The 26,030-nt window shown below is 71.1% G+C and carries 19 protein-coding genes; 2 read left to right on the forward strand and 17 right to left on the reverse strand.

The window, feature by feature from the left end; all coding sequences use genetic code 11:
* Positions 1–109: 109 nt before the first annotated feature.
* The 5 genes from POL25_RS09265 to POL25_RS09285 form a co-directional block, all read right to left on the reverse strand.
* The gene (locus POL25_RS09265) at positions 110–1,489 is read right to left on the reverse strand and encodes a tetratricopeptide repeat protein (protein WP_272085566.1); all 1,380 of its coding nucleotides are present in this window, start codon (positions 1,487–1,489) and stop codon (positions 110–112) included.
* A 10-nt stretch (positions 1,490–1,499) separates the two neighbouring features.
* The gene (locus POL25_RS09270; protein ID WP_272085567.1) at positions 1,500–2,210 is read right to left on the reverse strand and encodes an NnrU family protein; all 711 of its coding nucleotides are present in this window, start codon (positions 2,208–2,210) and stop codon (positions 1,500–1,502) included.
* A gap of 30 nt (positions 2,211–2,240) precedes the next feature.
* Positions 2,241–3,794 (reverse strand): reverse transcriptase family protein, encoded by a 1,554-nt coding sequence (locus tag POL25_RS09275; protein ID WP_272085568.1) that lies wholly within the window; start codon positions 3,792–3,794, stop codon positions 2,241–2,243.
* Between the two features lie 400 nt (positions 3,795–4,194).
* A complete protein-coding gene (locus POL25_RS44185; protein ID WP_272085569.1) occupies positions 4,195–5,847 on the reverse strand; it encodes an SWIM zinc finger family protein in 1,653 nt (550 codons plus the stop codon).
* The gene (locus POL25_RS09285; protein ID WP_272085570.1) at positions 5,837–9,034 is read right to left on the reverse strand and encodes a hypothetical protein; all 3,198 of its coding nucleotides are present in this window, start codon (positions 9,032–9,034) and stop codon (positions 5,837–5,839) included. The genes POL25_RS44185 and POL25_RS09285 overlap by 11 nt, the downstream gene beginning before the upstream one ends.
* 187 nt (positions 9,035–9,221) lie before the next feature.
* On the opposite strand from POL25_RS09285, the gene POL25_RS09290 reads away from it, so the two are divergent.
* Both POL25_RS09290 and POL25_RS09295 read left to right on the forward strand, forming a co-directional pair.
* Positions 9,222–10,832, forward strand: a complete 1,611-nt coding sequence (locus POL25_RS09290) for a hypothetical protein (protein ID WP_272085571.1) — start codon at positions 9,222–9,224, stop codon at positions 10,830–10,832.
* Positions 10,833–11,008: 176 nt separating this feature from the next.
* Positions 11,009–11,422 carry a hypothetical protein gene (locus tag POL25_RS09295; RefSeq protein WP_272085572.1) on the forward strand — a complete coding sequence of 138 codons (414 nt, stop codon included), beginning with the start codon at positions 11,009–11,011 and terminating at the stop codon, positions 11,420–11,422.
* A 97-nt stretch (positions 11,423–11,519) separates the two neighbouring features.
* Here the strand turns inward: POL25_RS09295 and POL25_RS09300 are convergent, their stop codons facing one another.
* The 12 genes from POL25_RS09300 to POL25_RS09355 all read right to left on the reverse strand — a co-directional run bounded on the left by POL25_RS09300 (position 11,520) and on the right by POL25_RS09355 (position 26,029).
* A complete protein-coding gene (locus POL25_RS09300; RefSeq protein WP_272085573.1) occupies positions 11,520–13,019 on the reverse strand; it encodes a DUF4215 domain-containing protein in 1,500 nt (499 codons plus the stop codon).
* Between the two features lie 264 nt (positions 13,020–13,283).
* Positions 13,284–14,501, reverse strand: coding sequence for an alpha/beta hydrolase family protein (locus POL25_RS09305; RefSeq protein ID WP_272085574.1), 1,218 nt, complete (start codon positions 14,499–14,501; stop codon positions 13,284–13,286).
* 285 nt (positions 14,502–14,786) lie between these two features.
* On the reverse strand, positions 14,787–18,272 hold the full coding sequence (locus tag POL25_RS09310) for a TonB-dependent receptor (RefSeq protein WP_272085575.1): 3,486 nt from the start codon (positions 18,270–18,272) through the stop codon (positions 14,787–14,789).
* A 212-nt stretch (positions 18,273–18,484) separates the two neighbouring features.
* Positions 18,485–19,351, reverse strand: coding sequence for a glutamate racemase (gene murI / locus POL25_RS09315; RefSeq protein WP_272085576.1), 867 nt, complete (start codon positions 19,349–19,351; stop codon positions 18,485–18,487).
* Position 19,352: 1 nt separating this feature from the next.
* Complete coding sequence (locus POL25_RS09320) at positions 19,353–20,498, reverse strand: acyl-CoA dehydrogenase family protein (protein WP_272085577.1); 1,146 nt, start codon at positions 20,496–20,498, stop codon at positions 19,353–19,355.
* A 62-nt stretch (positions 20,499–20,560) separates the two neighbouring features.
* Positions 20,561–20,752 (reverse strand): hypothetical protein, encoded by a 192-nt coding sequence (locus POL25_RS09325; RefSeq protein WP_272085578.1) that lies wholly within the window; start codon positions 20,750–20,752, stop codon positions 20,561–20,563.
* Positions 20,749–21,069 (reverse strand): hypothetical protein, encoded by a 321-nt coding sequence (locus POL25_RS09330; RefSeq protein ID WP_272085579.1) that lies wholly within the window; start codon positions 21,067–21,069, stop codon positions 20,749–20,751. Before POL25_RS09330 ends, POL25_RS09325 begins: the two co-directional genes overlap by 4 nt.
* On the reverse strand, positions 21,066–21,746 hold the full coding sequence (gene ccsA, locus POL25_RS09335; RefSeq protein WP_272085580.1) for a cytochrome c biogenesis protein CcsA: 681 nt from the start codon (positions 21,744–21,746) through the stop codon (positions 21,066–21,068). The genes POL25_RS09330 and ccsA overlap by 4 nt, the downstream gene beginning before the upstream one ends.
* Positions 21,743–22,504, reverse strand: a complete 762-nt coding sequence (locus tag POL25_RS09340; protein WP_272085581.1) for a heme exporter protein CcmB — start codon at positions 22,502–22,504, stop codon at positions 21,743–21,745. The genes ccsA and POL25_RS09340 overlap by 4 nt, the downstream gene beginning before the upstream one ends.
* A 74-nt stretch (positions 22,505–22,578) precedes the next feature.
* On the reverse strand, positions 22,579–23,337 hold the full coding sequence (locus POL25_RS09345) for an ABC transporter ATP-binding protein (protein WP_272085582.1): 759 nt from the start codon (positions 23,335–23,337) through the stop codon (positions 22,579–22,581).
* The gene (locus POL25_RS09350; RefSeq protein ID WP_272085583.1) at positions 23,334–25,271 is read right to left on the reverse strand and encodes a hypothetical protein; all 1,938 of its coding nucleotides are present in this window, start codon (positions 25,269–25,271) and stop codon (positions 23,334–23,336) included. The genes POL25_RS09345 and POL25_RS09350 overlap by 4 nt, the downstream gene beginning before the upstream one ends.
* Positions 25,268–26,029 carry a zinc ribbon domain-containing protein gene (locus tag POL25_RS09355; RefSeq protein WP_272085584.1) on the reverse strand — a complete coding sequence of 254 codons (762 nt, stop codon included), beginning with the start codon at positions 26,027–26,029 and terminating at the stop codon, positions 25,268–25,270. Before POL25_RS09355 ends, POL25_RS09350 begins: the two co-directional genes overlap by 4 nt.
* Between the last annotated feature and the right edge of the window lies 1 nt (position 26,030).

Raw genomic sequence — 26,030 nt, forward strand, 5'->3', positions numbered from 1 at the left:
CCGGTGGCTCAACGAGCGTGAACGCGCCCCCGCGGACGCGCTCGCCGCTCCGCGCATGGAGCACGCGAAGGATACGCTCGGCGATCGCCGAGCTCTGGCGCTCGCCTGCTCAGCGATCGCCGAGGTCGGAGAGCTTGCCGTTGAGGCGGTTCACGTCGAGCATGCGCGCCATGCCCTCGCCGCCGGCGGTCGCGTACGAGGCGTGGCGCGCGAAGTCGCCGTGGGCCAGGCGGTAGAGCTCGTGCGCGCCGGTCGGGTCGCCGTGCAGACGGGCGCGATCGCCGAGGCGCTCGGCGACGGAGGCCCGACGCAGCAGGTGGACATCGTCGCAGACGTCGATCGCGCGCAGGGCCGCGAGCGCTGAGACATGGTCGCGCTCGCCGGCGAGCCGCTCGACGTCGGCCAGGGCCGCCGCCTCGGGGTCGGGCTCCTCACGCGCCAGCAGCTCGTCGTAAAGCTCGAGCCAGATCCGCCGCACGTCCTCGGCCAGGCGGCGCAGCGCGTCGTGGCGCTCGCCGGTGAAGCAGGTCGCCAGCATCTCGATCGCCAGCGGCGGCGACTGATCGGCCCACCTGGGCTCGAGGACATGTCCCTCGCAACATGTCTCTGAGGCCATCAGACCCATGCGGCCCATGGTGCGGCGCGGGTCGTTCGGATCGTCGGGCGTGCGCGCCAGCTCGGCGCGCACGTCGAGCAACACCGCGGCGAGCGGCCGGGGCCGGCGCTCGTCGCGGTCGGTGGTGGCGAGGCGGACCTGCTCGTCGGCGTGGAGGAAGAAGACGCCGCGGTGGAGCAGCGCGTTGCCGCAGCGGACCACCCCACCGAGCGCGTCTTGCTGCGAGTCGGCGGCGCCGAGCTCGACGGCGCGGCGGAAGTGGCCCACGGCGCGCCGCAGGTGGCCGCGACGCTCGACGAGGCCGGCCAGGCGGAGGTGGGCCTCGGCGGGCCGGTAGCAGCCGCAGCGCAGCGCCAGGCGCAACGCCGACTCGGCCTCGGCGTGCTCGCCGAGCGCGAGGAAGATGCGTGCGCGGTTGAGGTAGGCGTCGCCGTACCATGCGCGTCGGGCCAGCGCCTGTTGCAAGTCCTCGAGGCCGCCGCGCGGGTCGCCGGCCTTGACCCCGCGCAGCCAGCCGCGCAGGTTCCACACCTCGGCCCAGTCGGGCCGCCGCTGCAGCGCCGCCTCGACCGGCACCAGCGCCTCGGCTGGCTGGCCGACGGCCACGCACGCGTCGGCGAAGTTGTAGAGCGCCGCGGTGGTGTCGGGTGCGGCGGCCACAGCGTCGCGCAGCAGGTCGAGGCCCTGTCCCATCGCTTCTGGCCGATGAGACAGGCTCGTCGTCAGCAGCCAGCCGGCGTAGTTGAGCGCCCCGGCGTGGCGCGGGTCGAGCTTGATCGCCGCCTCGAAGGCGGCCAGCGCCGCGTCGACCTCACCGGCCCGGGCCCGCCGCTCGCCCTCGGCGTACGCTTCGTCGGCTGTCTTGAAGGACATGTCCAAGCGCTCAGGAGAAGGGTAGGGCCGACGCGCCGATCACCAGCGGGTGGGCGGCGATGATCGCGGCGGCGATCAGGAGGGCCACGCCGGCGCGCCACAAACCGATCTCGCCGGGCACGAAGCTGTTGCGGCCGGCGGCGATGGCGGCGAACGGGACGATCGAGGTGACGGCGGCGTAGCGCTGCCAGCCGATCGGGTCCCGGCGGGCCCGCTTGCGGTCGATGCTGAACATGCCGGCCAGCGCCGGCACGGCGATCGCTGCGAACAGCACCAGCGACGCCACGTCCCCGTTGGCGGCCGCGTGCGTCGCGGCCCACAGCACGAAGCCCCACAGCAGCGGGTGACGGGTGATTCGCAAGATCCCGCGGGCCGGCGTCGGGGCTTGCAGCACGCGCTCCATGCCCACCGACGTCGGGTTCGGCGTCGTCAGCGAGCCGACGATCAGCAGCAGCGCGACCGGCATGACGACCAGCGGCGTCCACAACGCCGCCAGGCCCGGCACCCACAGGTCGAAGTTGACCCCCGGGGCGGCGGCGCTGCGGTAGGCCATCACCAGCGCGACCAGGCCGGCGAGCGACAGCAGGGAGAACATGCCCTGGAAGCCAGGTTCGCGGATCTCGGCGACGAGGACCCGCCGCAGCGGTGAACCGGCGACCACGAGGTGGAGCAGGATCCACGCCCCGGCGGTCACGATCAGCGCGGTGAGCTCCGGCGTCATGCCGGGGACTGTCGCACGCCCCCGAGGGGCCTAGAAGAGCTTCCAGCCCTTCTTGGCGGGCGCTGCTGGCGGCGTGGGTGCGGCGGGCTTGGGCGCTTCGGGGGCCTTGGTGGTAGGCGCGATCGCAGCGTCCGGCGTCGGCGCGCGCGGGCTCGAGCCCGACGGCGGCTTGCCGGGCCCGCCATGCTTGGCGAGCAGCGCCCTCGCGCGGGCCAGCAGCGGCTGGCCGCGCGCCGGATCGACCATCGCCACGAAGCAGGCGTAGCCGTGCACGGCGGCCAGCACGTCGCCGCCCTTGCCCCAGCGCTTGCCCGCGGGCCCGTCCTTCTCGATCTGGAACAGCGTCGCCCGGAACTTGCGCAGCTCGTCGCGGGCCACGCTCGGCTTGTCGTTGACGACGATGCCGGTGACCTCTTGCCGGCGACCGCGACGCATTACCCGCGTCTTGTCCGGGTGCACCACGAAGCCCTCGTGCGCGACGATGTCGGCGACCCCGCGCAGCAGCTTGCCGACGCGCTTGCTCTCGGCCGCCTCGCCGCGGCCGCTGAACGTGAGGTCGTCGGCGTAGCGGGTGTAGACGAAGCCCAGCGCCTGCGCGAGCCCGTGCAGGCGGCTGTCGAGGCGGCGGCACAGCAGGTTGGTGATCGCCGGGCTGCACGGCGAGCCCTGCGGCAGGTAGCGCTGCCCGCGGGCGACGAACCAGGTCGTGCCGTCGAGCGCGACCTCGTCGACGTCCGGCTCGGTGCAGATCAGCGCCAGCGTCGTCGCCACCGACTCGCTGTAGCCGAGGTGGCGGATGGCGCCCTTGACCCGCGGGAACGACACCGTCGGGAAGAAGTCCTTGAGGTCGAGGTTGACGACCACGTCGGCGCCGACGTGGGGCTTGGCGTTGGAGACGATCGAGCGCCCGGCGACGAACCCATGAGCGTGCGGGTCGACGTTCAGCTTGGCGAAGATGTGCTCGAGCGCCCACGTCTGGGCCCGCTTGAGGCGGGGCATCGGCGCGGAGATCAGGCGGAAGCCGCCTGTCTTTTTGGGCAGGAGGAAGCGGCGGTAATGCGAGACGCGCGAGACCTTGCGGTCGTAGGCGAGGAAGCGCAGCGCCTTGACCTCGACGCCGATCGCCTTGGCCAGCTCCTCGGGCGTGGCGAGCAGCGGCAGGCCCGCTTGCTTCAGCGTCTCTGCGTCGGCTGTCCTGTGGGACATGCCCCCGGAGACATCCACGCCGAGGTGGAGGATCTCGCCGGCCTTGCGCGCGGCCCACTTCTGGGCCCGCTCCTGGCGCTCACGCTCGCGCCGGGCCTTCGTCTCCTTCTGCTTGCGCCGCGACTCGAGCAGCCGGGCCTTGCGCTGCTCGGCGATCAGGACCTTCTCGTTGTAGAGCTTGCGCGACTTCTCGCGCAGCTCGGCGAGCTGGCGCTCGAGCTCGCCGCGGCGCCGAATCTCCTCGGCCGGGTCGTGCGGCACCGTTCCTTGCGCCGGCCAGAACCCGAGGCGAACCATCTCCTCGAGGATCACTTCCTCCTTGGAGGTGCTGCGGATCCGCTCGTACAGGGCTTCGCGGGTTGTCGGTTGGCCGGCCATGAAACAAAGGACGGGGGAAACAAACGCAGGAGGACGGACGGAGGAGACGGACGAAGAAGAATCAGGCGAGGCCGCTCAGCGGCGCGCGGAATAGGGTGTCATGACAACGGCGAAGACCCGCTACGAAGGCTCTAAGGACTGGACCGCTCAACTCCAGCGGCCCCGGGTAGCTGTCGCTCAGTCGCTTCATGGAAGTCACACCGGAATAGCGACAGCTACCCGATGGGCCGCACAGTCAAGAGCGGGCCAGTGAAGCGTGAACGAGCATTTCGCAAGGACGGCGATCCACCGCCCGGGTTGCTAGGCTCGGCCTTCGCCGTTGTCATGACGAAACTGGGTGGTGATGCGCCTCGTGGGAATGAGGGGAGCGACAGGGATTCGAGCTGGTCCGGAGGACAGGTCAGGCCAGCTGGCCCTGCGCTCGGCGGTGCTGGATCCGCAGGGCCAGTATATGCTCACACGGCCCCTTGTACAGTTTATTTTGCGTGTAGAAGTTGCACGTGCACGACGCGGAAGCGAGCCGCTCGTCGCGGTCGAGCGCGAGCTCGGGCTCGTAGTTGTGTGAGCCGTCGCGGACGCGTCCGCGCAGCACCAGCCCGCCCTCGCCCGAGGGCAACGCCTGCCGCACGGTCGCCATGTTCTGCTGGACCAGCGTCTGCGCCGCGGCCTCGCGGTCGTTGGCGAACCGCAGCTTGTCCATCGGCAGCGGGTCGCGGCTGAGCTCGCGGACGCGATAGACCTGCTTGTCGAGGTCGTACATCGCCCGGCCCGCCTGGGTGTACGCGGCCAGGGCCCCGTAGACCGCCGAGGTGTCGAGGTCGAGCTCGCGCGCGAGCGCCTCGGGGCGGTGGAACCAGTGCTTCTTGAGGCCGTCGAACACGCGCCGCTTGGTGAACTCGTCGACGGTGGCGCGCGGGGCCATGAGGTCGAAGTTGCCGGCGGTCGACCAGTCGTTGGCGGTCCAGCCGGACAGGCCGAGGGTGAAGTTCATGTCGCCGAGGTCGGCGATGTAGAACGACGGCAGGCCGGTGCCGAGCAGGTGGACGGTGAACTTCTTGGCCAGCTGGATGAGGCGCTCGAGGATGAGGATCCGCCGGCGGCCCCACACGCGGACCTCGTGCTCCTTGTCGCCGCGGAAGATCGAGCGCGGGAACACGACCTCGCGGTTCCACGGCTCGAACACGACCTTGACCGGCTGACCGGGCTTGAGGATGTACCGCAGGCTGCGCGGGCCGACCTTCTCCTTGTGACGGCGGAGGATGAAGCACAGGTTGTGCACGTCCATCGGGTGGAGGTCGAACGAGATCGTCGGCAGCGTCATCGCCGAGCTGACCTGCAGGAACCCGCGCACCCACGAGTCGGGCAGGTCGATCTTCAGCTCCTTGAACTCGTCCTCGGCGGTGGTCTGGACCCCGAAGCCCGAAGGGTCGACCGTGAACATCGTCTGCTTGTAGCGGCGGATCTTCTGGAACTCGTCGTAGAGGGCCGCCGAATAGTCGATGTTGGTGGTCCCGCAGGCGAACTCCTGGACCTTGTTGAACACCTCGTAGCGGGCGCCGAGCCGGCCGTAGGTCGACTCGTCCTGCGAGAAGCACTCGAAGAAGACCTCGTCCGGGTGGACGGTGATCACCGGGTCGAGCACGAACCAGGCGTCGCGGTCCTTCTGGTACAGGTAATCGAAGTAGCGCCGCTTGGCGTTGTAGTAGCCCTGCATGCGCGCGCTGCTGGTGCGCTGCAGGGCCGAGAGCTCGTCCTGCATGCGCTTGAGGTCGGCGGCGTTGCGCGAGCGCTGCAGCGCGACCTGCTGCCAATTGACCTGCTCCTGCTTGGCCAGCCACTCCTTGTATTCGGTCCGGTCCTTGGGCTTGAAGCGCAGGTCGGACACGACGACGTCGTGCAGCGCCGAGATCGCCTCGCGGAACTCGAGGCACTTGCCGAGCTCGCCGACGAAGTAGGTCGGCTCGCGCCGGGTGTCCGGCGAGAACGACATGCTGGTCGCCCGCGCCGACGAGTCGACGGCGGTGCTGCCGTGATAGCGGTACTCAAACTCCACGCTGCACCTGTCCCTTCGTCCGCACCGGCGGCTGACGGATCTCGATCGGCAACGGCACGTCGCCGAAGCGCTGGCGGACCCCGACCATGGCGATCACGCTGGCCGCCCGGTCGCCGATCGCCATCGTCAAGCTCTGGCGGGTCATCAGCGCGGCGACCAATTGCGCGGCCTCGGGGCTCTTCTCCGCCTCGGCCGTCAGGAACCGGAACACCCGCGCCTTGGCGATCCGGCCGCGGTTGACCCGCGACAGCACGCCGAGGAAGTACGGCTCGAGCTCGCGCAGGCGCTCGATCGAGCCGGCCGCGTATTGCTCGAGGTAGTTGGTGGCGAACAGCTGCACGTCGGCCGACGGGTGCTCGCTGAGGCGGCGCAGGTAGTCGAGGCCGTGCTCCTCGCGGAAGCAGCGGGTGATCATCTCGCGCCCGAACGCCTGCACGTCGGCGCGCACCGAGTCGGCGATCGCCACCAGCACGTCGGGCGGGAAGTCGGCCGGCTGCAGGCGCTCGCGGAAGAACTCGAAGGCGAACGCGCGCGAGTCGTCCCACTTGGCGTCGAGGATCCGGATCGCGTGCGGCAGCTCGCGCCCGATCCGCGCGACGTTGCGGTCGAAGAAGCTCCACGCCGCCTGGCGCACCGAGAGGATCTCGTGGCTGGCCAGGCGCGCGACCTCGGCGACGTCGAGGCTGTCGGGGTCGACGTTGCGCGCCAGCAAGATCCCGCCGAGCTCCTGCGCCGCGGAGGCCTTGGCCCGCAGGAGGCGCATGACGAGCTCCTTGTCGACGGAACCGAGGCCCTGCTCGAGGTCGCTCTTGAGCAGGCGCAAGACGAAGCTGTGCACGCCCTCGTGGGTCTCCTTGACCAACAGCGTGCCGATCAGCGGGGCCACGATCGCGGCGGCGAACCGCGGGTCGCGGGCGGCCAGGCGCTGGACCACCGGGCGGATCGCGTCGCGCTGGTCGACGTGGGCCGAGGTCAGGAAGGCCAGCATCAGCCCACCGCGGTCGACGAGCACGCTGTCGGGCAGCTCGCCGAACAATCTGATGCCGAGGCTGCGCACCGCGGCGTGCTTGCTCTCGACCGCGAGCGCGGCGATGAGCTGCTCGGGCAGGTCCTCGGGGCGCGTGTCGTGGTTGAGCAGGATGTTGGCCGCCAGCAGCTGCGCCCCCTCGAGCGGGTGGGCGACCAGGTCGACGACGACGTTGAGGCCGACGCCGCGCAGCGGCCGGGCGAACGCCCGCATCAGCGTCTCGCCCACGTCGGCCGCGATCGCGTCGGCGTCCGGCGTGGCCGGTAGCGCCAGCACGCCGGCCACGGCCCGGGCGATCAGCGTCGACGCGGCCGCGGCCGCCAGCGGCACGCCCTGCAGCAGCACGCGGGCGTAGGCGCGGGTGTCGGCGTGGGCCGAGAACAGCAGCGCGAGCACCAGGTCGTGGGCCCCGGCGAAGCGGGCCCGGTCGGCGTCGATCCACCCGTGGGCCAGCTTGCGCGCGGCCGGGACGGCGCAGCTCGCCACCGCGGCGACGAGCGCGAGGTCGGGGTTGTCGGCGTCGTAGCGGGCCCGGGCCAGCTCGAAGCCGAGCTGCGCGGTGACCTCGAACGGCCGCTCGAGCAGCATGACGATGCCGTCGACGTCGAGCTGGGTCAGGAAGTCCTTGTTGTCGCGGATCGCCCTGACCGCAAATTCATGTACCAAAGTACATGTGCTTTCGGACAGGAGGTGCATGAGGCCGAACGGGACCTGGTCCCAGACCTTCGGGAACGCCTCCTCGCGGCTGGCGGGGGCCGGGTCGCCGGGCTTGTAGTTGGCGCGGCAGCGCCAGGTGGCGCCGCGCACCCGCGGCTCGTAGCGCGGGCTGTTGCCGCCGTAGAGGATGGCGTTGAAGGCGTGGTAGGCGGCGAACCGGTCCCAGCGGGTGACCTTGTTCTTGCGCGTGCTGTAGCTGTAGCGCGTGGCCGTCTTGACCTCCTGGCCGTCGGCGTCGGAAAACGGCAGCAGCACGCCGACCGCCAGCTTGACGTAGCCCATCGCGTCGCCGGCCTCGGCCAGGCGCCGCAGCGAGCGGAAGGCCCGGCGGCGCAGGTAGTCGCGGGTCTTGCTCGAGTAGGCCAGGCGCGAGTCGGGCCGCTTCAGCTCCTTGCTGACGTCGGTCCAGCGGCCGCCGCCGAGGAAGATGGTGCGGCGCGCACCGAAGGCCGCCGGGGTCTTTTCGATGCGATAGGCGATGAGGCCGAACACCTCGGCGTCGCCGCGGACCTCGGCCATCTTGAGCAGGTGGCGGACGTGACGGAAGTTGCCGACCTGCAGGGGGATCGTGCGCAGGCCGGCGAGCAGGCCCGGGCGCACGGTGTCGTCGTCGATGCGATAGATGTCCTCGAGCGCGGCGCTGTCGCCGGCGGCCAGGGCGGCCAGCAGCACGGCGGTGAACGCCTCCGGATCGCCCCTGCCGGCGAACTCGCGCAGCGCGGGCGGCAGAGCGGCGCGCGCCCGCGCGGCCACGGCCTCGCGCAGCTCGTCGCTCCAGCCGCGCAGCATCTCGAGCTGCATGCGCATCACCATGTCGCTCTTGCTCGCCCGCGGGATGAACAGCTTCAGCGCCTCGTCGAGGCTGCTGGGCTGCAGGCCAGGTTCGTTGCGGGCCCGCGCGAGCGCGGTGAAGGTGTCGGCGCCGCCGCAGCGGGCCAGAGCCCAGGCGATGCAGTAGTCGAGCATTTGATCGCCGGAGCCGATCAGGCGGATGAGGTGCGGCACGGCCTCGCGCAGGCGGTACTCGCCGGCCCGCCAGACCACCCGCGCCGGCTTCCACGGCTTGCGCCCGCCGCCGCCCTGCAAACGGGCGAGGATCGCCTCGGCCGGGGTGGTGTAGGCGGGGCTGGCCTTTCGGCCAGGTGCCGCCGCGGCCGTCTCGCTCGGCGCGCCGCCCAGCGTGCGCCCGACCGCCGCCGCCTCGTTCGACTCGGTGTAGCCCTTGCGCTGCTTCTCGTCGACGAGCTTGGCGAACACCGAGCGCGCGGTGGCCTCGGCGACGGGGGCTTCGGTCTTGGTGCCGTCCTTCAGCGGCGCGCCGCGGCGGCCGAACTGGAAGTTGACGACGAACTTGCCCTTGCTCACCTCGCACAGGTCGACGATGTAGACCTTGTCGGAGGAGCCTTCGCGCAGGCCGAGGGAGACGCGTCGGATCAACTTCACGGCACTCCCGCTATAGCCCCGACCGGCTTGCACCTGCAAGCAGGTGCGAGCGCCGTCCGGGATCACGCGCCGGCCCGAGGCGCGGGGCCGCCCACCCGCGCGTGACCGCCGGCCCGGCCGCCCCGCGGTCCTCTTCGTGGTCCCGGACGGTACTCGCCGCCGCCCCGGCCTGATACAGTCGCAGGCGATGTCGCGCCTCCGCCTCGCGTCCATCGTGGCGCTCGTCCTGCTGCCCGGGTGCGCCGACGACCCGGCCAGCGGCACCGAGTCCCTGCCCTCGTCGACCGGCACCAGCGGCGACCCCTCAAGCTCGACCACGACGGACACCGAGGCCGCGCCGACGACCTCGACCGGCTCGTCGACGACCGGCGACGAGGAGCCCGCGCTCGCCCCCGCCCGGGGGATCCGCCTGACCCGCGCGACCCTCAACCAGGGCGTGCAGGTCGAGCTGGTGCGCGACGGCGTCGAGGTGCCGAGCAGCGAGCTCGGAGCGCGGCTGCTGGCCGGGCGCAAGGCGGTGATGCGCGCCGACTGGCTGCTGCACGCCGGCTTCGCGCCGCGCGAGATCGTCGGCCGCCTGACCCTCTGGACCCCCGACGGCGAGACCCGCGTCGACGACTTCAAGGTGATGGTGAGCGGGCCGAGCAACGACGGCGACCTGTTCACGACCTTCTCGTGGGAGCTGCCGGCGGCGTTGGTCGGGCCGGGCCTGCAGTACCGCATCGAGGCGCTCGAGCCCGATCCGTCGCTGGCCACCGGCGAGGTCAGCGACCCGCCGCCGATCCTGCCGCTGGCCGGCCGCGGGACGCTGCAGATCGAGGACGCGGCGATGGAGATCAAGGTCGAGCTGGTGCCGCTGAAGCACGTCATCGACGGCATGACGTGCACGCCGACGATCACCGACGCGGACCTCGAGGCGATGCGGGTGTGGCTCGAGCAGCACAACCCGATCCAGCGCGCGGTGCTGACGGTGCACGAGCCGTGGGAGTACACGGCGACGATCGGCGCCGAGCCCAACGGGTTCGTGCCGATCCTGAGCAAGCTGAGCGAGCTGCGAGCCGCCGACGCGCCGGCCGACAACGTCTATTACTACGGCCTGATCGAGAGCTGCGACGGCTACCCGCCGGGGCTGCTGGGCCAGGCGGCGGGCATCCCCGACCAGGCGACGCCCGGCTATGCGTATCAGCGATTGGCGGTCGGTCGCTATCAATCGTCAGGGGCCGGCGCGCGCGACACGTTCGTGCACGAGGTCGGCCACACGCAGGGCCTCTATCACATCCGCTGCAGCGGCGGCGAAGCCGGGGTCGACCTCGACTACCCCTACCCCAACGGACGCATCGGTCGCTGGGGCTATGGGATCCACGACACCGGCATGCGCTCGCCGACGAGCTTCCGCGATTACATGAGCTACTGCTCGCAATCGTGGGTGTCGGACTTCGGGTGGGAGAAGACTTTTAATAATATTCGCGAGCTGACCTCGTGGGACGCGGGCGGCGCTCCGATCGATCCGTCGGCGCAGCCGATCGTGGTCGGCACGCTGATGAAGGACGGCAAGTCCCGCTGGTACACGACCACGGGGACCGTGCCGCTGCGCGGGCGGGCCGAGGACACCTTCGTCGAGTTCGCGGTCGACGGCGAGACGGCGCGCGAGCCGGCGGCGGCGCTGGAGATCCCCGACAGCGAGGCGACGCTGGTGGTCGCGGCCCTGCCGGCGGGGACTTTGAGCGGCCTGTCCTTCAGGACAGGCGGCAAGCTGCGCGCGGCGGTCGGCGCCAGCCAGGTCGTGCGTCTGCACTGAGCGCGGCTCGGCGAGCGCGGCCACGCGACGGCGACGGCGAGACGACGCCGACCGGCACGACGACGACGTCCGGCTCGGACGCGACGACCGATCCGGAGATCGAGCCGGAGACCGAGCCGACCCCGTGCGCGGGCGAGGCGACGCCGATCGACGCCGCGGCGATCGCCTTCCTCGTGGTGCCAACCTTCCCGGTGCCGTGCGAAGGCAACACCGGCACCGGCTGCTGGGAGGGTCCGCCGGCCGATTCGCTGACGGTGCACCTCTCCAGCGAGCCCTACGTGTGCGGCGAGCCGTTCGAGCACCCGCCCTGCGGCAACTGGGACCTCGCCTTCTCGATCCCGCCCGAGCTCCAGTCCCCGGGCGTCTATCACCTCAGCGGCCCCGCGATCGTCGGCCAGGCCATCGAGGTCGACGCCGAGCCGGTCGACGGCGCGTGCGAGACCCGCTGGGAGACCTTCCACGCCACGCTCGAGATCCTGGCGGTCGACGAGACCGGCGTCACCGGTCGCCTGTGCCACGTCGACTCGCCGCTCTACGCCGACGACGACATCGACCTCGAGGGCAGCTTCTTCGCCCCGCGCTGCGAGTAGCCGCCGCTGTCTCTTCGGACATGGCTTTCAGGGCATGTTCGCAAGGACATGCTCTCGCGGGCATGTCCCGGGCGACATGCCCCGGGGGACATGCCCGCTACGGCCGGAACAGGCCGACCCAGCTCTGCTGCTCGCCGGCGACCACCAGCACGCCGCCGACGTAGGCGGTCCCGTCGGCGCCGACGGCCGTGTCGTAGGTGACCACGTCGGGCGGCAGCAGGTCGGGGCTGGGGGCGCGGTGGCGGACCTGACAGCGGACCTCGGCGTCGCCGCCGAGGCGGGCGATCCATGCCTCGCGCCACTCGAGCTGGGCGACCTTGTCCTTGACGCGCATGCTGCCGGCCAGCACCGCCTCGCCGTCGGGCGTGAAGCCGGCGCCGTCGAGCTGCCACTGGTCGCCGTCAGTCTCGTAGTCGGCCCGCGAGCGCTCCCACAGCAGCTCGTTGTCGGGGCCGAGCTTGTAGACCCAAAAGTTGGACACCGCGCCCTGCAGGCGCACGGCGGTGTAGAGCACGTCGCCGGCGCCGTCGACCGCGACCCAGCCAGGACCGTGGTTGTGCACGCTGCCGTCGGCCAGCGGCGAGAACACCCACTCGGCCGGCCCGCCGTCGGCCGCGAACTTGAGCAGCACCGCCTCGCCGATGTTGTAGTCGACGTACTCGCGGGCGCCGACGTAGATCGAGCCGTCGCCCGCGACGGCTATCCGCCCGGCGTCGTCGTTGGAGAACATGCCGTTGCCCGCGCCGCTCCACACGGTCGACCACACCTCGGCGCCGTCGCCCGCGGCCAGCTTGCCGACCCACACGTCAGCGCCGCCGGGCCCGTCGGTGACCTCGCCGGCGATCACCACGTCGCCGTCAGGCGCCAGCGCGATGCCGCTGGCGCTGTCGTCGCTCATCGGCTCGGCGCCGTCCTTGTCCATGGTCCAGAGCACGTGGCCGTCGGCGCCATCGAGCTTGATGGCGCGGATGTCGTCCTCGTCGGCGCCAGCGACCGTGGCGGCGACGTAGACGTGACCGTCGGCGTCGACCACCCCGTCGACCGGCGTGAGCCGGACGTCGGCTGGGGCGAGCAGCACGTCCCACGCGAGCTGAGCGTCTGGCCCGTAGCGGAGCACCCGGGTGCGCGCGAGGCCGATCGTCTGCATGCCCTCCTCGTCGCTGGTGATCTCCCGCTGGCGAGCGATCGCCACGAAGCTGCCGTCAGGGGCCGGCGCGACCGCGACCACCCACAGCTCGGACTCGGCCGAGGGCGCGAGGGCGACGACCTCGCCGGCGCGCCCGCAGGGGATCCTGCAAGCGCTGTCGCAGCCGTCACCATCGTCAGTGTTGCCGTCGTCGCACTCTTCGCTGGCCTCGAGGTAGCCGTTGCCGCACACGGGCACGGGCGGGTCGAAGCCAGGATCGCCGCTGCTGGTGCTGCTGTCCGGCTCACCGGTGGTGGTCGGCGCGGTGGTGGCAGTCGACGTGCTCGTGCCCGCGCCCGTGCTGGTCGCGGTGGTGCTGCCGTCGTCGGTCGAACTCGCGGTGGTCGCCGCGGGATCGTTGCAGGCGCAGAACAGCGCGAGGAGGGCCCCGAAGCGGCGCGTATCGAGCATCGCGGTCAGGATGCCGCAGCCCCGCGCTCCCGCGCAACCCGAGCGGCTGCCTCCGTGCGCGACCCGGCGCGTGGTGCCTCGCGGGGCGGCCGGCTATCGTCGACGCGAAAGGAGGGTCCCATGAAGACGAAATCGAAGGTGAAGGCGGGCGGCCTGAACGTCAGCGGGCTGTGAGCCGCGCGCGCCACGGCGGCGCAGCGAGGGCCCGACGCGCCGCGCCGGGCCCTTCGTGCGTCCGGGCTCCAGGCCCGGCCAGGGGCGCCGCTAGCACTCGTTCTTGTCGCACGGCTCGACCGGCGCGACCGCGTTGCCGACCCCGATCGCGCACCAGTCGGGCATGCCGGCGGGGACCCCAAACTCCTGGTAGGGCGACTCGCCGGGCGCGAGCCAGTACGGGTGGTCGAGGAAGAAGTCCCACAGCGGGGCGAACGCGGTCTCGCCCGGCTGGACCGGGAACGGCGGCGTCGAGTGGTTGCAGTTGTGGATGCACTCGAGCACGAAGTGACCGCCGGCCTCGAGGTTCTGCTCGAGGTCCTTCGAGGTCTGCTCGAAGTCGATGACGATGCAGAAATCGTCGGGGCCGCCCCACAGCACCATCGCCGGCATCTTGCGGGCGGGGGCCGTCCACGGCTTGATGGTGCCGCCGCCTGTCCCTCCGGACAGGGACATGAACGACGAAAGGACGTCGCCGCGGCCGCCGGCGAGCTGGCTGGTGAACAGGGCGCCGGCGCTGACGCCGGTCGAGGCGACGCAGTCCTGGTTGACGCTGAACTGCTCGGCCACGCACGACAGCATGTCGTCGAAGAACTGGAACTCGGCCTGGAGGTCGGCGTCGCTGTCGATGACGGTGAACGGCCACTTGAAGAGCAGGCCCTCGCGCGCCTCGGGGATGACGGCGATGAAGCGCTTCTCATTGACCGCGTTCTGCACGTCGCCGCGGTCGTAGAAGTCCTGGGCGTCGCCGCCGAGCCAGTGCCACAGGAAGATCACCGGCAGGCGCTCGTCGGGCGCCGCGTCCTCGGGGGCGATGACGAGGAACTGACGCTCGACGGTGCCTCCGCCGAGCTGCTGCGGCAGGACGTTGTACGCCTGGCCCTCCATGTAGCCGACCTCGAGCGCGGGACAGGTGCCGCCGTACGCGGCGATATCGGGCGCGAGGGTGGCGCCGTCGGGCGGGGCGTCGTGGCAGCGCAGGAACTCGCCGCCGCTGCTGCCCATGTCGACCTTGGGAGGCTCGCCTGTGGTGCCGGTCTGTGGCTCCGAGGTGGTCGGTGGGCCGCTCGTGGTCGTCGTCTCGCCCTCGCTCGCGGTGCCGTCGTCGGTCGCCTGCGTGGTCGGCGTGGTGGTCGGCGCGCCCGTCGCCGCGGTGCTCGTGCTCGTGGTGGCGTCGGAGGTGCCGGCGCTGGTCGCCTCGGTGTCGCCCACGAGGTCGCCGCAGGCCAGGGTGGCGAGGACAGGAAGACAGAGGAGCCCACGACGCATGATGCCCGCCATCATCGCATAGCCGGCGGCGCGGCCGCCAAGCCCGCGTTCGCTGATGCGAGGCCAGGCGCGCGAGTGGGCCGCTCCGTGGCGAGCCGTTCAGGCTTCGATCGCAGCGCTCGCGCGCCGCGTGCAGCCTGAACGCGCGGCTCCGGACGATCGACCCCGCGGATCGTCACGCGACGCGCGGTGAACGATCGCCCGAAAGCGGTTCGACCCGCCTGTCGTGGACAGGCGGGCCGAGCTGAAACCTCGCAGCGGAGGTCCGGGTCTCAAAGTCCGGGACTAGAAGCGGAGGCGGAGCTCGAACTGAGCGCCGATCGGCTGCTGGAACACGGTCTGGACCAGGAAGTTGCCCTGGGGCGGGAGCACGCCGCGCTGGAAGAAGCTGGTCGGGGCGTTCGGGCTCTGGACCTTGGCGTGCTTGAGGTCGTCGAGGTCGCCGCCGGCGATGGCGCGGCCCTGCGAGTACGAGTAGGTCTCGTCGACGCGGAGGACGGCCTTGTTGTTGGTGATGTTGACGAGGCGCGCAGAGACCTCGAGCTCGACCTCGCCGGGCAGCGGGTAGGCGTAGCTGATGCCCACGTTGGCGAAGTAGTTGGGCTCGAGCCGGCCGCCGGCGCCGCGCGGGATGGCGTAGACCAGGAACTGGCCGCTGTAGCGGTTGTTGTCGGCGAACACGCTGATCGGCGTGCCCGACTGGTAGCGGAAGTTGAGGCCGAGGGTCAGGCGGCCGGCCTTCTTGAGGTCGAACGAGTAGTAGCCGTCGAACTTGACCTGGTGCGGCCGGTTGTCCCACAGCGGGCCGTAGCTGTTACGGACCAGCTCGGGGATGTCGTAGGTCGTCGTGGTGCCGAGGTCGATGGCGCCGGTGTTGCGGTTGACGAAGCCGTCGTAGTTACCGATCAGGCGGCTGTAGATGTAGCTGGCCTGGATGGTCCAGTTCTTGGCGAAGCGCTTGGTGATGTTGAACACCCACGCGTCGTAGTTGCGGACCGGCTTGTTGAAGAGCGTCCCGACCTTCGTGTACGCGTCGGCGAGGAAGGTGCAGCGGTTGAGCTCGCGGGCGAGCACGTCGCGCTGCGGGTCGTCGTCAGCGGCCTGGTCGAACTGATCCTGCAGCTTGGTACAGGCGTCCTGCTGGCGCTGGATGTCGGAGGCCGACACCGACTCGCCGGGGTTGGCGATGATGAAGTTGAGGCCGCCGTTGGTCGACACGTCCTCGACCGCGCGGCCGAGGCTCTCGTGCTGCCACTTGACGCCGACGAGCAGGTCTTCGATGACCTCCTGCTCGTAGCCGACGACGAACTTCTGCGTGTACATGCCGCGCAGCTTCGGCACGACGGAGCCCGCGGTGAGGCCGGTGGTCGACTGGTTGAAGTCGGTGCACCACTCGGTCGGGGCGCCGTTGATCGACCGCTCGCGCGACTCGCCGCCGATGAGCACCGGGGTGGAGCAGTCGGACGCGCGGTAGCTGCGGTTGACGTTGACGAGGCCGCCGAAGGCGCGGTTGTTCAACACGACCGGCAGCTGCTGGTAGAACCAGCCGTACGAGGCGTACAGGCGGCTCTTGCCCTCGTCCGTCCAGTCGTAGACGAGGCTGACGCGCGGGGCGACGTTGTCGTTGATGAAGATGTTGCGCTTGCCGAACACGTCCTTCATGTCCTGCATCTCCCAACGCACGCCGGCGTTGAGGTACAGGTTCGACATGATGGACCACTTGTCCTGGACGAACAGCGCGTAGTTCTGGGTGGTCAGCGTCGAGTTGTAGGCCGAGACGCGGACGCCGGCGCCGATCGGGCTGGCGATCGCGCGCAGGTCCTCTTGCTCATAGCGGACGCGGCCGAAGCCGAGAGTGCGGCGGTTGTCGGGGTTGTCGGCGTCGACGATGACGAGGCGGTTGTTGTTAACCCGGTTCGGGCTAACCTCGTTGCCGATCATGTAGTTGTTGGTCGACGGGTCGTAGCAGTACTCGCCGCCGCCGACCGTGCCAGCCGGACAGTTCTGGTAGAAGTCCGAGTCGTTCTGGCCCGAGTAGGCGGTGCCCTGCTTGAGGCGCACGCTGTCGATCTCGGTGCCGTACTTGAGCTGGTGCGCGCCGGCCCGCTTGCCGCTGAGGAAGTGGGTAAGGGCGACCTGGCCGCCGACGCGGTCGGACACCGACTGCGAGTAGGTGCCGATACCGCCCGACAGCCACACGCGCGTCGGACAGGTGAGACCCGGCAGGTTGGCGTTGTTACACGCCTCGTCGACGCCCTGGACCAGGCGCACGGCGCCATCGCGGTCGAGCAGGTCGTAGAGGTTGCGACCCTGACTGTCGGTCTCCTGCGTCAGCGGGGTGTTCCGCTGGATCTCGTTGTCGAGCTTCCACGCCTGCTTCTGCGAGAAGCGCGAGTAGTAGACGCCGGCGTCGATCTCGATCTTGTCGTTGGCGACGCGGCCCTCGTAGTCGAGGCCGACCTGGGTCTGGTTGCCGAGGTCGCTGCCGAAGCTGTTGTTGACGACGCCCGAGCCGACGCGCGAGGCGCCGCCGATGGTCGCGTTCGGGTTGGTGCCGAACGAGTTGGGCTCGGAGCCCGGGGGCTGGCGATAGCTGCGCCGCTGGGTGCCCGGGCCGCCGCCGCCCGACAGGCGCAGGCGGTGCTTGGGGTTGATCTGCCAGTCGATCGCGACCGTCCACCCCATGTTGAAGCGGCCGGTCTTGAACCGCTGCTCGGCGAACTTGACCGAGTCGATGTAGTTGCCGTTGGCCGCGCAGTCGTTGGTGCCGTTCTCGTAGGCACACTCCTCGTAGCCGCCCGAGCGGTCCTTGTCGCGGCGCTTGTAGAACGACTGGATCAGGGAGTTGTTGGTGCCGCCCGGCGCGACGCCGACGGCGAAGAACAACTTGTCCTTGATGATCGGACCGGACAGGGTGACGACGCCCTGGCCCTCGTAGTTGTTGATCTCGGCCACGCGCAGCGACTCGTCCGTCGCGCTGATGAAGCGCGGCAGGGCGATGCGCGGGGTCATGCGGAACAGCACCTGACCGCGAATCTTGTTGCTGCCGCCGATGCGGCGCGCCTTGACGAGGCCGCCAGAGGCGCCGCCGCTCTCGGCGTCGTACACGCCCTCGACGATCTCGACCTCGTCGATGAACTCCTGGACGATCGTCGCGCCGACGGTGCCGAACGCCGGGCTGGTGGCGTTCTGGCCGTCGACGACGTACTTGCTCTCGGCGCCCGTCGTGCCGCCGAGGCGGATGCCGGCGGCGTCGCGGCTGGCGGTCGGCGACATGTCGACCACGGCCGTGAAGTCGCGGCTCGCCCCGCCGACCGGGATGTTGCGCGCCTGCTCCATCTTCACCTTGGTGACCTGGGCGGCGTCGTTGCGCGTCTTGGTCTGAACCTCGATGTCGACGCGGAACTTGAGCTTCGGATCGATCTGGAAGTTGGCGCGCATCTTGGCGCCGGGCAGGACGTCCATCGTCTTGTTGACGTTGGCGTCCTGATACAGCACCTGCACCGTGTACTTGCCCTGCGGCAAGTTGCGGAAGGTGTAGAGGCCGTCCGCGTTGGTCATCACCTCGCGCGCGCCCTGGAGGCACGTACACTGAATGATGACGAGGGCGCCCGAGATCTTCTGACCGGAGTTTTGGTCAGTGACGACGCCGCTGATCGTGACGTCGGAGGCAGCCAGCGCGAGGTTAGGGGCCATCGCCGCGACCGCTGGCGGAATGACGACCAGCGGCAAGGACAACGAGTACTTGAGCAGAGAGCGGCTTGTCTTCACAGGAGGGTGCTCCTTGCGGTCACGGCGAGCGCCTCGGGCATCGGCTTGGATACCAGCGGGGGGTATATCACAACGAAAGCAACACTGAATACGGGAATCTTGCCTTGAGTCCCGCCCCCCCGGGGCCGGACGGCGATCAGACTTCCCCCCCGCTGCCGCGAAAACCGCGGGCGTACGCGAAGGCGTAGCGCGGCCCGACCACGCGAGGTCCGTCAGAGGTCCACGAGCTCGACGTCCTCGGGCGCGATCGCCTCGCCGAGGAACACCGCACCGACCCGCGCGAACCGGGCCGGAGCATCCGTAGCGAGGAAGCGGACGCCCGCCTGCCCTGCCCCGCCCTGCCCGCGGGTCCGGGGGCCGGCGCGCAGGTCCGATCGCAGGAGGCAGTCCACCACGACCTCGGCGGTCGTCTCGGCCGAATCGACCAACCTTACGCGCGGGCCGACGGCGGTGGCGATCGCCTGGCGCAGGACCGGGAAGTGGGTGCAGCCGAGGACGAGGCAGTCGAGCGCCGGTCGCTCGCCGACCACGCCGGCGAGGTAGCGCTGCGCGACCGCCTCGGCGACAGGCCCGCTGACCCAACCTTCCTCGGCGAGCGCGACGAACAGCTGGCACGCGATCGACTCGACCTCGGCGGCCGGACGCGCGGCCCGGATGGCCCGCTCGTAGGCGCCGCCGCGGACGGTGCCCTCGGTGGCGATGACGCCGATCTGCCCGCTGACCGAGGCCGCGCAGGCGGCCGCGGCCCCCGGCTCGATGACGCCGATCACCGGCAACGGGGCGAACACCGCCGCGAGGTGGCCGAGCGCGACCGAAGAAGCGGTGTTGCAGGCGACGACCAGCAGCTTGATCCCGCGGCCGACCAGGACCCGCGCGGCCTGCTCGGCGTAGCGCGTGACGGTCTCGCCGCTCTTGGTCCCGTACGGCAGCCGGGCCGTGTCGCCGAGATAGATGAATCGCTCGTCTGGTAACGCGGCCCGCAGCGACCGCAGCACCGTGAGTCCACCGACGCCGGAGTCGAACACGCCGATCGGTAGATCGGCCACGGTCGCTTCGGCCTCGCCTCGCGACCCGGTCACGCTAGCCTCGAGCGAGGATGTTCTTGGCGATCACCATGCGCTGGACCTGCGAGGTGCCCTCGTAGATCTGCATGAGCTTGGCGTCGCGGTAGATCTTCTCGACCGGGTACTCGCGGGTGTAGCCGTAGCCGCCGAACACCTGCACGGCGTCCGAGGCGCACTTCACGACGTTGTCGGCCCCGATGCACTTGGCGATCGCGCTGGTGTTGGTGCGACGGATGCCCTTGTCGACCTCCCACGCCGCCTTGTTGTAGAGGAGGCGAGTGGTCTCGTAGGCCATCGCCATCTCGGCGATCATGAACTGGATCGCCTGGTGCTCGGAGATCGGCTTGCCGAAGGTCTTGCGCTCCTTGGCGTAGCGGGCCGACTCGTCGAGGCAGCGGCGGATCATGCCGGCGCACTGCGAGCCGATCATCGGCCGCGAGCGATCGAACACTTCCATGGCGACGTAGAAGCCCTTGCCGGGCTCGCCGAGGATGTCGGCGTCGGTCAGCGGGACGTCTTCGAAGATGACGTCGCAGGTCTCGGAGGCGCGCTGGCCGAGCTTCTTCTCTTTCTTGCCGATGCTGATGCCGGGCCGGTCGTTGTCGACGACGAAGGCCGTGATGCCGCGGTGGCCGAGCGCCGGGTCGAGGGTGGCGAAGCCGGTGAAGATGCTGGCGTGGCCGGCGTTGGTGATCCACCGCTTCTGCCCGCTGAGGCGCCAGCCGTTGCCGTCGCGCACGAGGCGGGTCTTCATCGCGGCGACGTCGGAGCCGGCCTCGGGCTCGCTGCAGGCGTAGCTGATGAAGATGAACTCCTCGGTCAGCCGGCGCAGGTGCTTCTGCTTCTGCTCCTCGGTGCCGGCGACCAGCAGCGGCAGCGCGCCGAGGTGGTTGCACATCACGCTGGTGGCGATCGCGGCGCAGCCGTAGGCGAGCTCCTCGGAGACGATGCAGCCGTCGAGGGTGTGGTAGCCGAGGCCGCCGTAGGCCTCGGGGATCTCGATGTTCATCAGGCCGAGGTCGAACGCGGCCTTGAACACGTCGACGGGGAACTTCTCGGCCTCGTCGTAATCGTGCGCGACCGGGATGATCGATTCGCGCGTGAATTTGCGCGCGGTCTGAATGAGGGCGTTCTGCTCGTCGGTGTACGTCGGGTCGAACACGGCGACCCCGCATACCATGGCCGCCGGACCAGCGCCAGCATCCGAGCCGGCCCACGCCCGCGTCACGGGCGGGCGTCAGGACCGTGCTGCGGCTCGTGAGTCGGCTCCGACCTGGCCCTTCGGGCAGCCGCGCGTCGGGCCACGAGCTCGCGGTCGGCGGCGCTGCTGGCGACCGCTCGACCGCCGAGGATGTAGCCGATCAAGATCCCCAGCAAGAACACGCCCGGGATGTACAGGAAGTGCCCGAGCGTCACGCGCCCGGTCCTCCGCGGGCCGCCGGTCGATCCAGCTCGCGTCGCAGGGCGTCGACGTCGGCGCGCAGCCGCGCCGAGCGGCGCCACAAGAACAGGCCGTAGGCGGCGAACAGCGCCCACAGGATGCCGTAGGCCCAGACGATGTGCTGGTAGTCGCTGGCGGTCTTGGCCGCGGCCTTGTCCTCGAGGCTGGCGAGGATCTCCTTCTCCTCGCGGCTGGTGCCGACGGCGGGCTCGTAGTCACCGTTATCGGCCGGCGCGGGCGCAGCTTCGAAGGCGAGGCCGGTGATCAGGACGGGCAGAGCGATCGGTGTCATGCGCGAGAGTCCTCCAGGCGGACGTAGGCCTCGTCGAGCTCGCCGACGAGGACGAGCTGACGGGCGCGGATGGCGAACAGGCCGAAGCTGACCAGCAGCAGCGCGGACAGGCCGGGCCAGAAGGTGGCCCACATCTCCGGCGGCAGCTTGGCGACCACGCCGGTGGTCGGGTGCGTGGTCTTCCACAGCTTGACCGCGTAGTAGATGAGCGGGACGTTGACGGCGCCGAAGATCGCCAGCGCCGCGGCCAGCCGCTCCGACGCGTGCTGGCCGAAGTGACGCAGCAGCAAGTAGGCGGCGATCACCAGCCAGAGCAGCGCGGTGGTGACCTGGCGGGCGTCGCCGGTCCACGGGGTGCCCCAGGTGGCGTGACCCCAGATCGGGCCGGTCAGCAGGACGCCGAGGCCGCCAAGGAACCCGATCTCCGCGGCCGCGAGGGCGACCGCGCCGGCCGTGCGCGAGCGCCGACGCAGCTGCACGCCCGCGGCCACGCCCGAGATGACGGCCATGAGCATGCACAGCCAGCCCATCGGCACGTGGAAGAAGAAGATCTTGAAGGCGGTGCCCATGGTCCGCTCGTTGGGCGTCTGCAGGAACACCCGCTGCACGCTGTAGACCACCAGCGGCGCGGCGGCGAGGAACAGCAAGGGGACCACGAGCTCGGACTTTCGCTTCATCGGGGCTCCTCTCGGCCGGCGGCGCGCAGGCTTTGGCGCGCGTGCTGCCGCGCGGCCTGGGCCGTGCGGGCCGGCGCGGCCCCCACGAGCACCGGCTCGAACAGCAGCGCGCCGAGGCCGAGCAAGATGACGTCGAGCGCGGCCATCTGGCCGAGGTAGCTCGGGAGGTTGGGATTCTTGTCGAGCAGCGCGCGGGTGGTCACCAGCGCGAACATCAACACCGGGGTGGTGACCGGGTAGAGGATCACCGCGAGCAGCATGTTCTTGCCGCCGCCGCCGGCCAGCCCGGCGGCGAACAGGGTGCCGATGGCGACGTAGCCGAGGCAGCCGAGGACCACGAGCGCGACTGTCTCGAGGGGCATGTCCCAAAAGACCTGTCCCGCGGGGAACATCGAGGCCAGCCCGGGCACCAGCAGGGCGCAGCAGACCAGCAGCACCAGCAGGGTCGAGCCGGCCTTGGCGACGTAGATCGCCAGGCGCTCGACCGGCGCGGCCAGCAGCGCCCGCAGGGTGTCGGCCTCGCGCTCGCGATCAAAGGCGCGGGTCAAGGTGATGGTGCCGACGAACGCGACCGTGAGCCACAGCAGGCCCGGAACCGCGGGCAAGGTGTGCTTCTTCTCGAGCGCCGCGAACGACAGGTAGAACATGCCGAGCACGACCAGGGTGAAGAAGGTCGAGGTCAGGACCAGCTCGAGGTCGCGCAGCTCTTGCCGCAGCTCGCTGCGGAGGAGGAGCAGGCTCTGGCGGAGCAGACGCACCGGCGCCAGGTGTAGCACAGGGTCGGCGCGCGGCGGAACCGGCCGATGCGAAGCCTGCGGCCAGCCGCCGCGGCTCACGCGGCGGCGTGATCGTCGGGGCCGACGGCGGCGAGGACCTCACTCGCGCGGGCGGCGAAGGCGGCCGGGTCGTCGCCGCCGCGCTCGACCTCGCGGACGATCACCCCGGCCTCGAGCAGCACCAGGCGATCGCACACGCGCAGCAGCGTGCCCTGGTCGTGGGAGCTGAGCAGGATCGCCGTTCCGCGGTCGCGCTCGGCCAGCAGCGCCCCCGCCAATTGCGAGCGCCCGCGGGCGTCGAGCGCCGTGAACGGCTCGTCGAGCAGCAGCAGCTCCGGATCACCGGCGACGGCCCGGGCCAGCGCGACCCGCTGGGCCATGCCGCGCGAGAAGGTCGAGACCGGGCGATCGAGGGCGTCGGCCGGCAGCCCCAGGTCGCGGAGGACGGCGTCGGCTGGCCGCGAGGACAGGCCGGCCGCGTGCCGCAATTCGGCGAACAGCTCGAGGTTGGCGCGCGCGCCGAGGCCGGGATAAAGCTGCGGCGCGTGGGCGACGTAGGCCAGGCGGGCGCGCAGCTCGAGGTCGATGTCGCCGACCACGCGCCCGCCGAATTGCCGCTCACCGCCGTCGGGCTGCAGGAGGCCGGCGAGGATCAAGAACAGCGTGGTCTTGCCGGCCCCGTTGGCGCCGACGAGGCCGGTGATGGTGCGAGGGCGCAGCTCGAGGTCGACGCTGCGCAGGACGACCTTGCGGCCGAACCGCTGGGAGATCGATCTCAGGACGATCGGGGTGATCGGCTCGCGGGGGCCGCTCATGCCTTGTCCTGCCACGCGGCGCCCGGGTCGGCGTGGCGCGGCCGCGAGTCGAGGGCGTCGAGCTGGCAGTAGACCTGGTCGAGGGCGGCGACGATCGGCTCGCGCTCGCCGGGGCTGGCGGCCTCGAGCTTGCGCATCAGGGCCGCCTTGCGCTTCAGTAGCCGCTCGCGCAAGGAGGCGCGCGGGCGCAGAGCGAACGCGAGGCCGCAGGCGAACGCGACGAACAGACCGAAGCCGAGGCCGAGCCACTTGTAGGTGCGCGGGCGCGTGACGAGGCCGTCGATCACGAGGTCGTAGGCCTGGCCCTGCGGCATGGCGCCGATCTCGTAGACGTCGAGGTCGACGCGGCTCTCACCGTTCTCGTGCGGCGGCCGCACCGGGCCCTTCTTGGCGCCCTTGGTGAGCTTGAGGCCGTCGACCACGACGGTGCGGCCGTCGACGATCGGGAACGGGGCGCTCCAGCGGATCTCGGCGGTGCCATCGTGCTCGAGCAGGTAGGCGGTCGAGAGGTCGATCAGCTCGCCCGGCGGCAGCGGCCCGCTGATGGTGGTGAACGGCGCGTCCGCGTCGTGGTCGAGCACCTGGTCGGCGCGGTCGCGCACGACCAGGCCGGTGGCCCCTTCGGCGCCGTTGAGCTTGTAGGGCTTGCCGGGCCAGTAGGCGGACTCGCCGTCGACGAACACCTGCAGCAGGTGGTCGACCCGCGCGAGGTCGTTCTCCATCGACTCGACGCCGAACTGCACCGCCGAGCGCACGCGCGTCAGGTCGGTGGTGACCGGGAAGACGCGCATCTCGACGGCGACGCCCATGCGCTCGTCGAGGGTGAAGAAGGCCGACTTCCACGGGGCCCCGGCGTACGAGGCCTCGACGTGGAACAGGCCCTCGCCGGTGAGCGGGATGTCGCCGATGCGGGCGACGCCGTCCTCGCCGGTGGCGTCCTCGAAGCGCTTGCTGAAGCCGGTCGTGTCCTGCTTGACGATCGCCACCGGGATGCCGTTGATCGGCCGATCGTCGGGGCCCACGACGGTGACGCGCACGCTGCCGGGCAAGATCGTCGGCACCGCGCGCGGGCCCATCATCTGCCGCTTCTGCGGGGCCTGCGGGCGCAGGACCGCCAGCACCAGGGCCATGCCGACGTCCTTGCCGGTCAGCGAGAACGGCTGGCTGCGCTCGGTGCCGGTCGGCAGGTCGGCCTCGGCCACCAGCGAGACGTCGGCCGCGAGGGCGTCGAGCTCGGGGAAGCGCGAGGTGCCGCGGGCGTCGCTGACGGCCTCGCGGGTCTCGGTCTTGCCGTCGGGCCCGGTCAGCAGGAGTCGAACCTTGACGCCCACGACCGGGGTGCCGCCGCGCAGGTCGAGGGTGCCGACCAGCAGCGTGCCCTTCGGCGTGCCCGGGTTGTCGAACGCGACGCCCGGCAGCGGCACGTCGGCCTGGCTCGGCGGCGGCGCGGCGGGGCCCGAGCCCGGGTCGGTCGCGGGGCCGGCGGCGGCGCCGGACGAACCTGCCCCTTTGACCAGGAGCACGCGGAAGCCCTGGGCCGGCGACACGGCGATCGGCTGCGAGGCCTGGCGCTCGCCGTCGAGGTCGGCGCGGGCGACCGCGGTGCCGCCGTGGAACGCGGAGAGATCGGTGAAGTTGGCGCGGCCGTCCTGGCCGGCCACGACGGTCCGCGTCTCGGTCTTGCTGCCGTCCTGCGACTTCAGCTCGAGCTCGACGGTGACGCCCACCGCGGGCTGGCTGAACGAGCCGAGCAGCGCGCGCACGGTGATCGTGCCCGGCTCGGTCTGCGGGTCGGCGCGCGGGATGCCGGACATCGCCCGCGGGTCGATCGGCGGCCCGCCGGCCGGCTGGGCCGAAGCATGTCCCGTAAGACATGTCCCAACGAACATGAACGAAAGGGCAGCCGCGCGCAGCGGCCGGCGTGACGCAGTCATGGGCCGATCTCCCCCGAGCTCGCCGAGTTGCCGCGCTTCTCGCCGACGCTCACCTTGCTGCTGCGCGCGAGCGAGACGCCGCAGTGCTTGCAGAACTTGGCGTCGTTGTCGTTGTTGCCGACGCAGTTGGCGCAGATCCGCGAGGTGCGGTCGAGGTCCGGCGCCGAGATCTCGGTCATGTTGCGCACCGGCGCCGATGACTGCAGCGGCGGCGGCGTGGCGTCCTCGACCGGCGCGCGGGTCGGGGTCGCCGTCGTCGCGGCCTCCGGGCTGGCCTGGCGGTCGAGCTCGGACAGGACCTTCTGCAGCTCGGGGTGGAGGTCGCCGCCGCCGTCGAGGGCGCGCATGACCTCGATCGCGCGCACGCGGTAGGTGCCGATCACCGCCTCGAAGTCGGCGGTCGACAGCTTGCCCATGCCGTGGTCGAACTCGAGCTCCTTGATCGCGCGCAGCAGCCGGCGCTTCTCCTCGCGCAGCTCCGACTGGCTGAAGTGGCCGACGCCGCGGCCGACCTGGGCCAGCGAGTCGGGCCGGGCCAGCGCGCGCACCATCGCGAACATGCGGCCGAGCGCGTAGACCAGCATGGCGCCGGCGACCGCGAGGGCGATCGTCGCCTCCTCGAGCGGGCCGGCGGCGCGGGCGGCGAACAGCACCAGCGCGAACGCGAGGAGCGCGAGGCCGGCGGTCCACAGGGCGGTGCGCGGGGGCTTCGGCGCAGCCGCGGCGCGAGCTTCCTTGCTCTGCGGCGCTTCGGTCACG

This window comes from Nannocystis bainbridge, from assembly GCF_028368995.1.
Lineage (GTDB): Bacteria > Myxococcota_A > Polyangia > Nannocystales > Nannocystaceae > Nannocystis > Nannocystis bainbridge.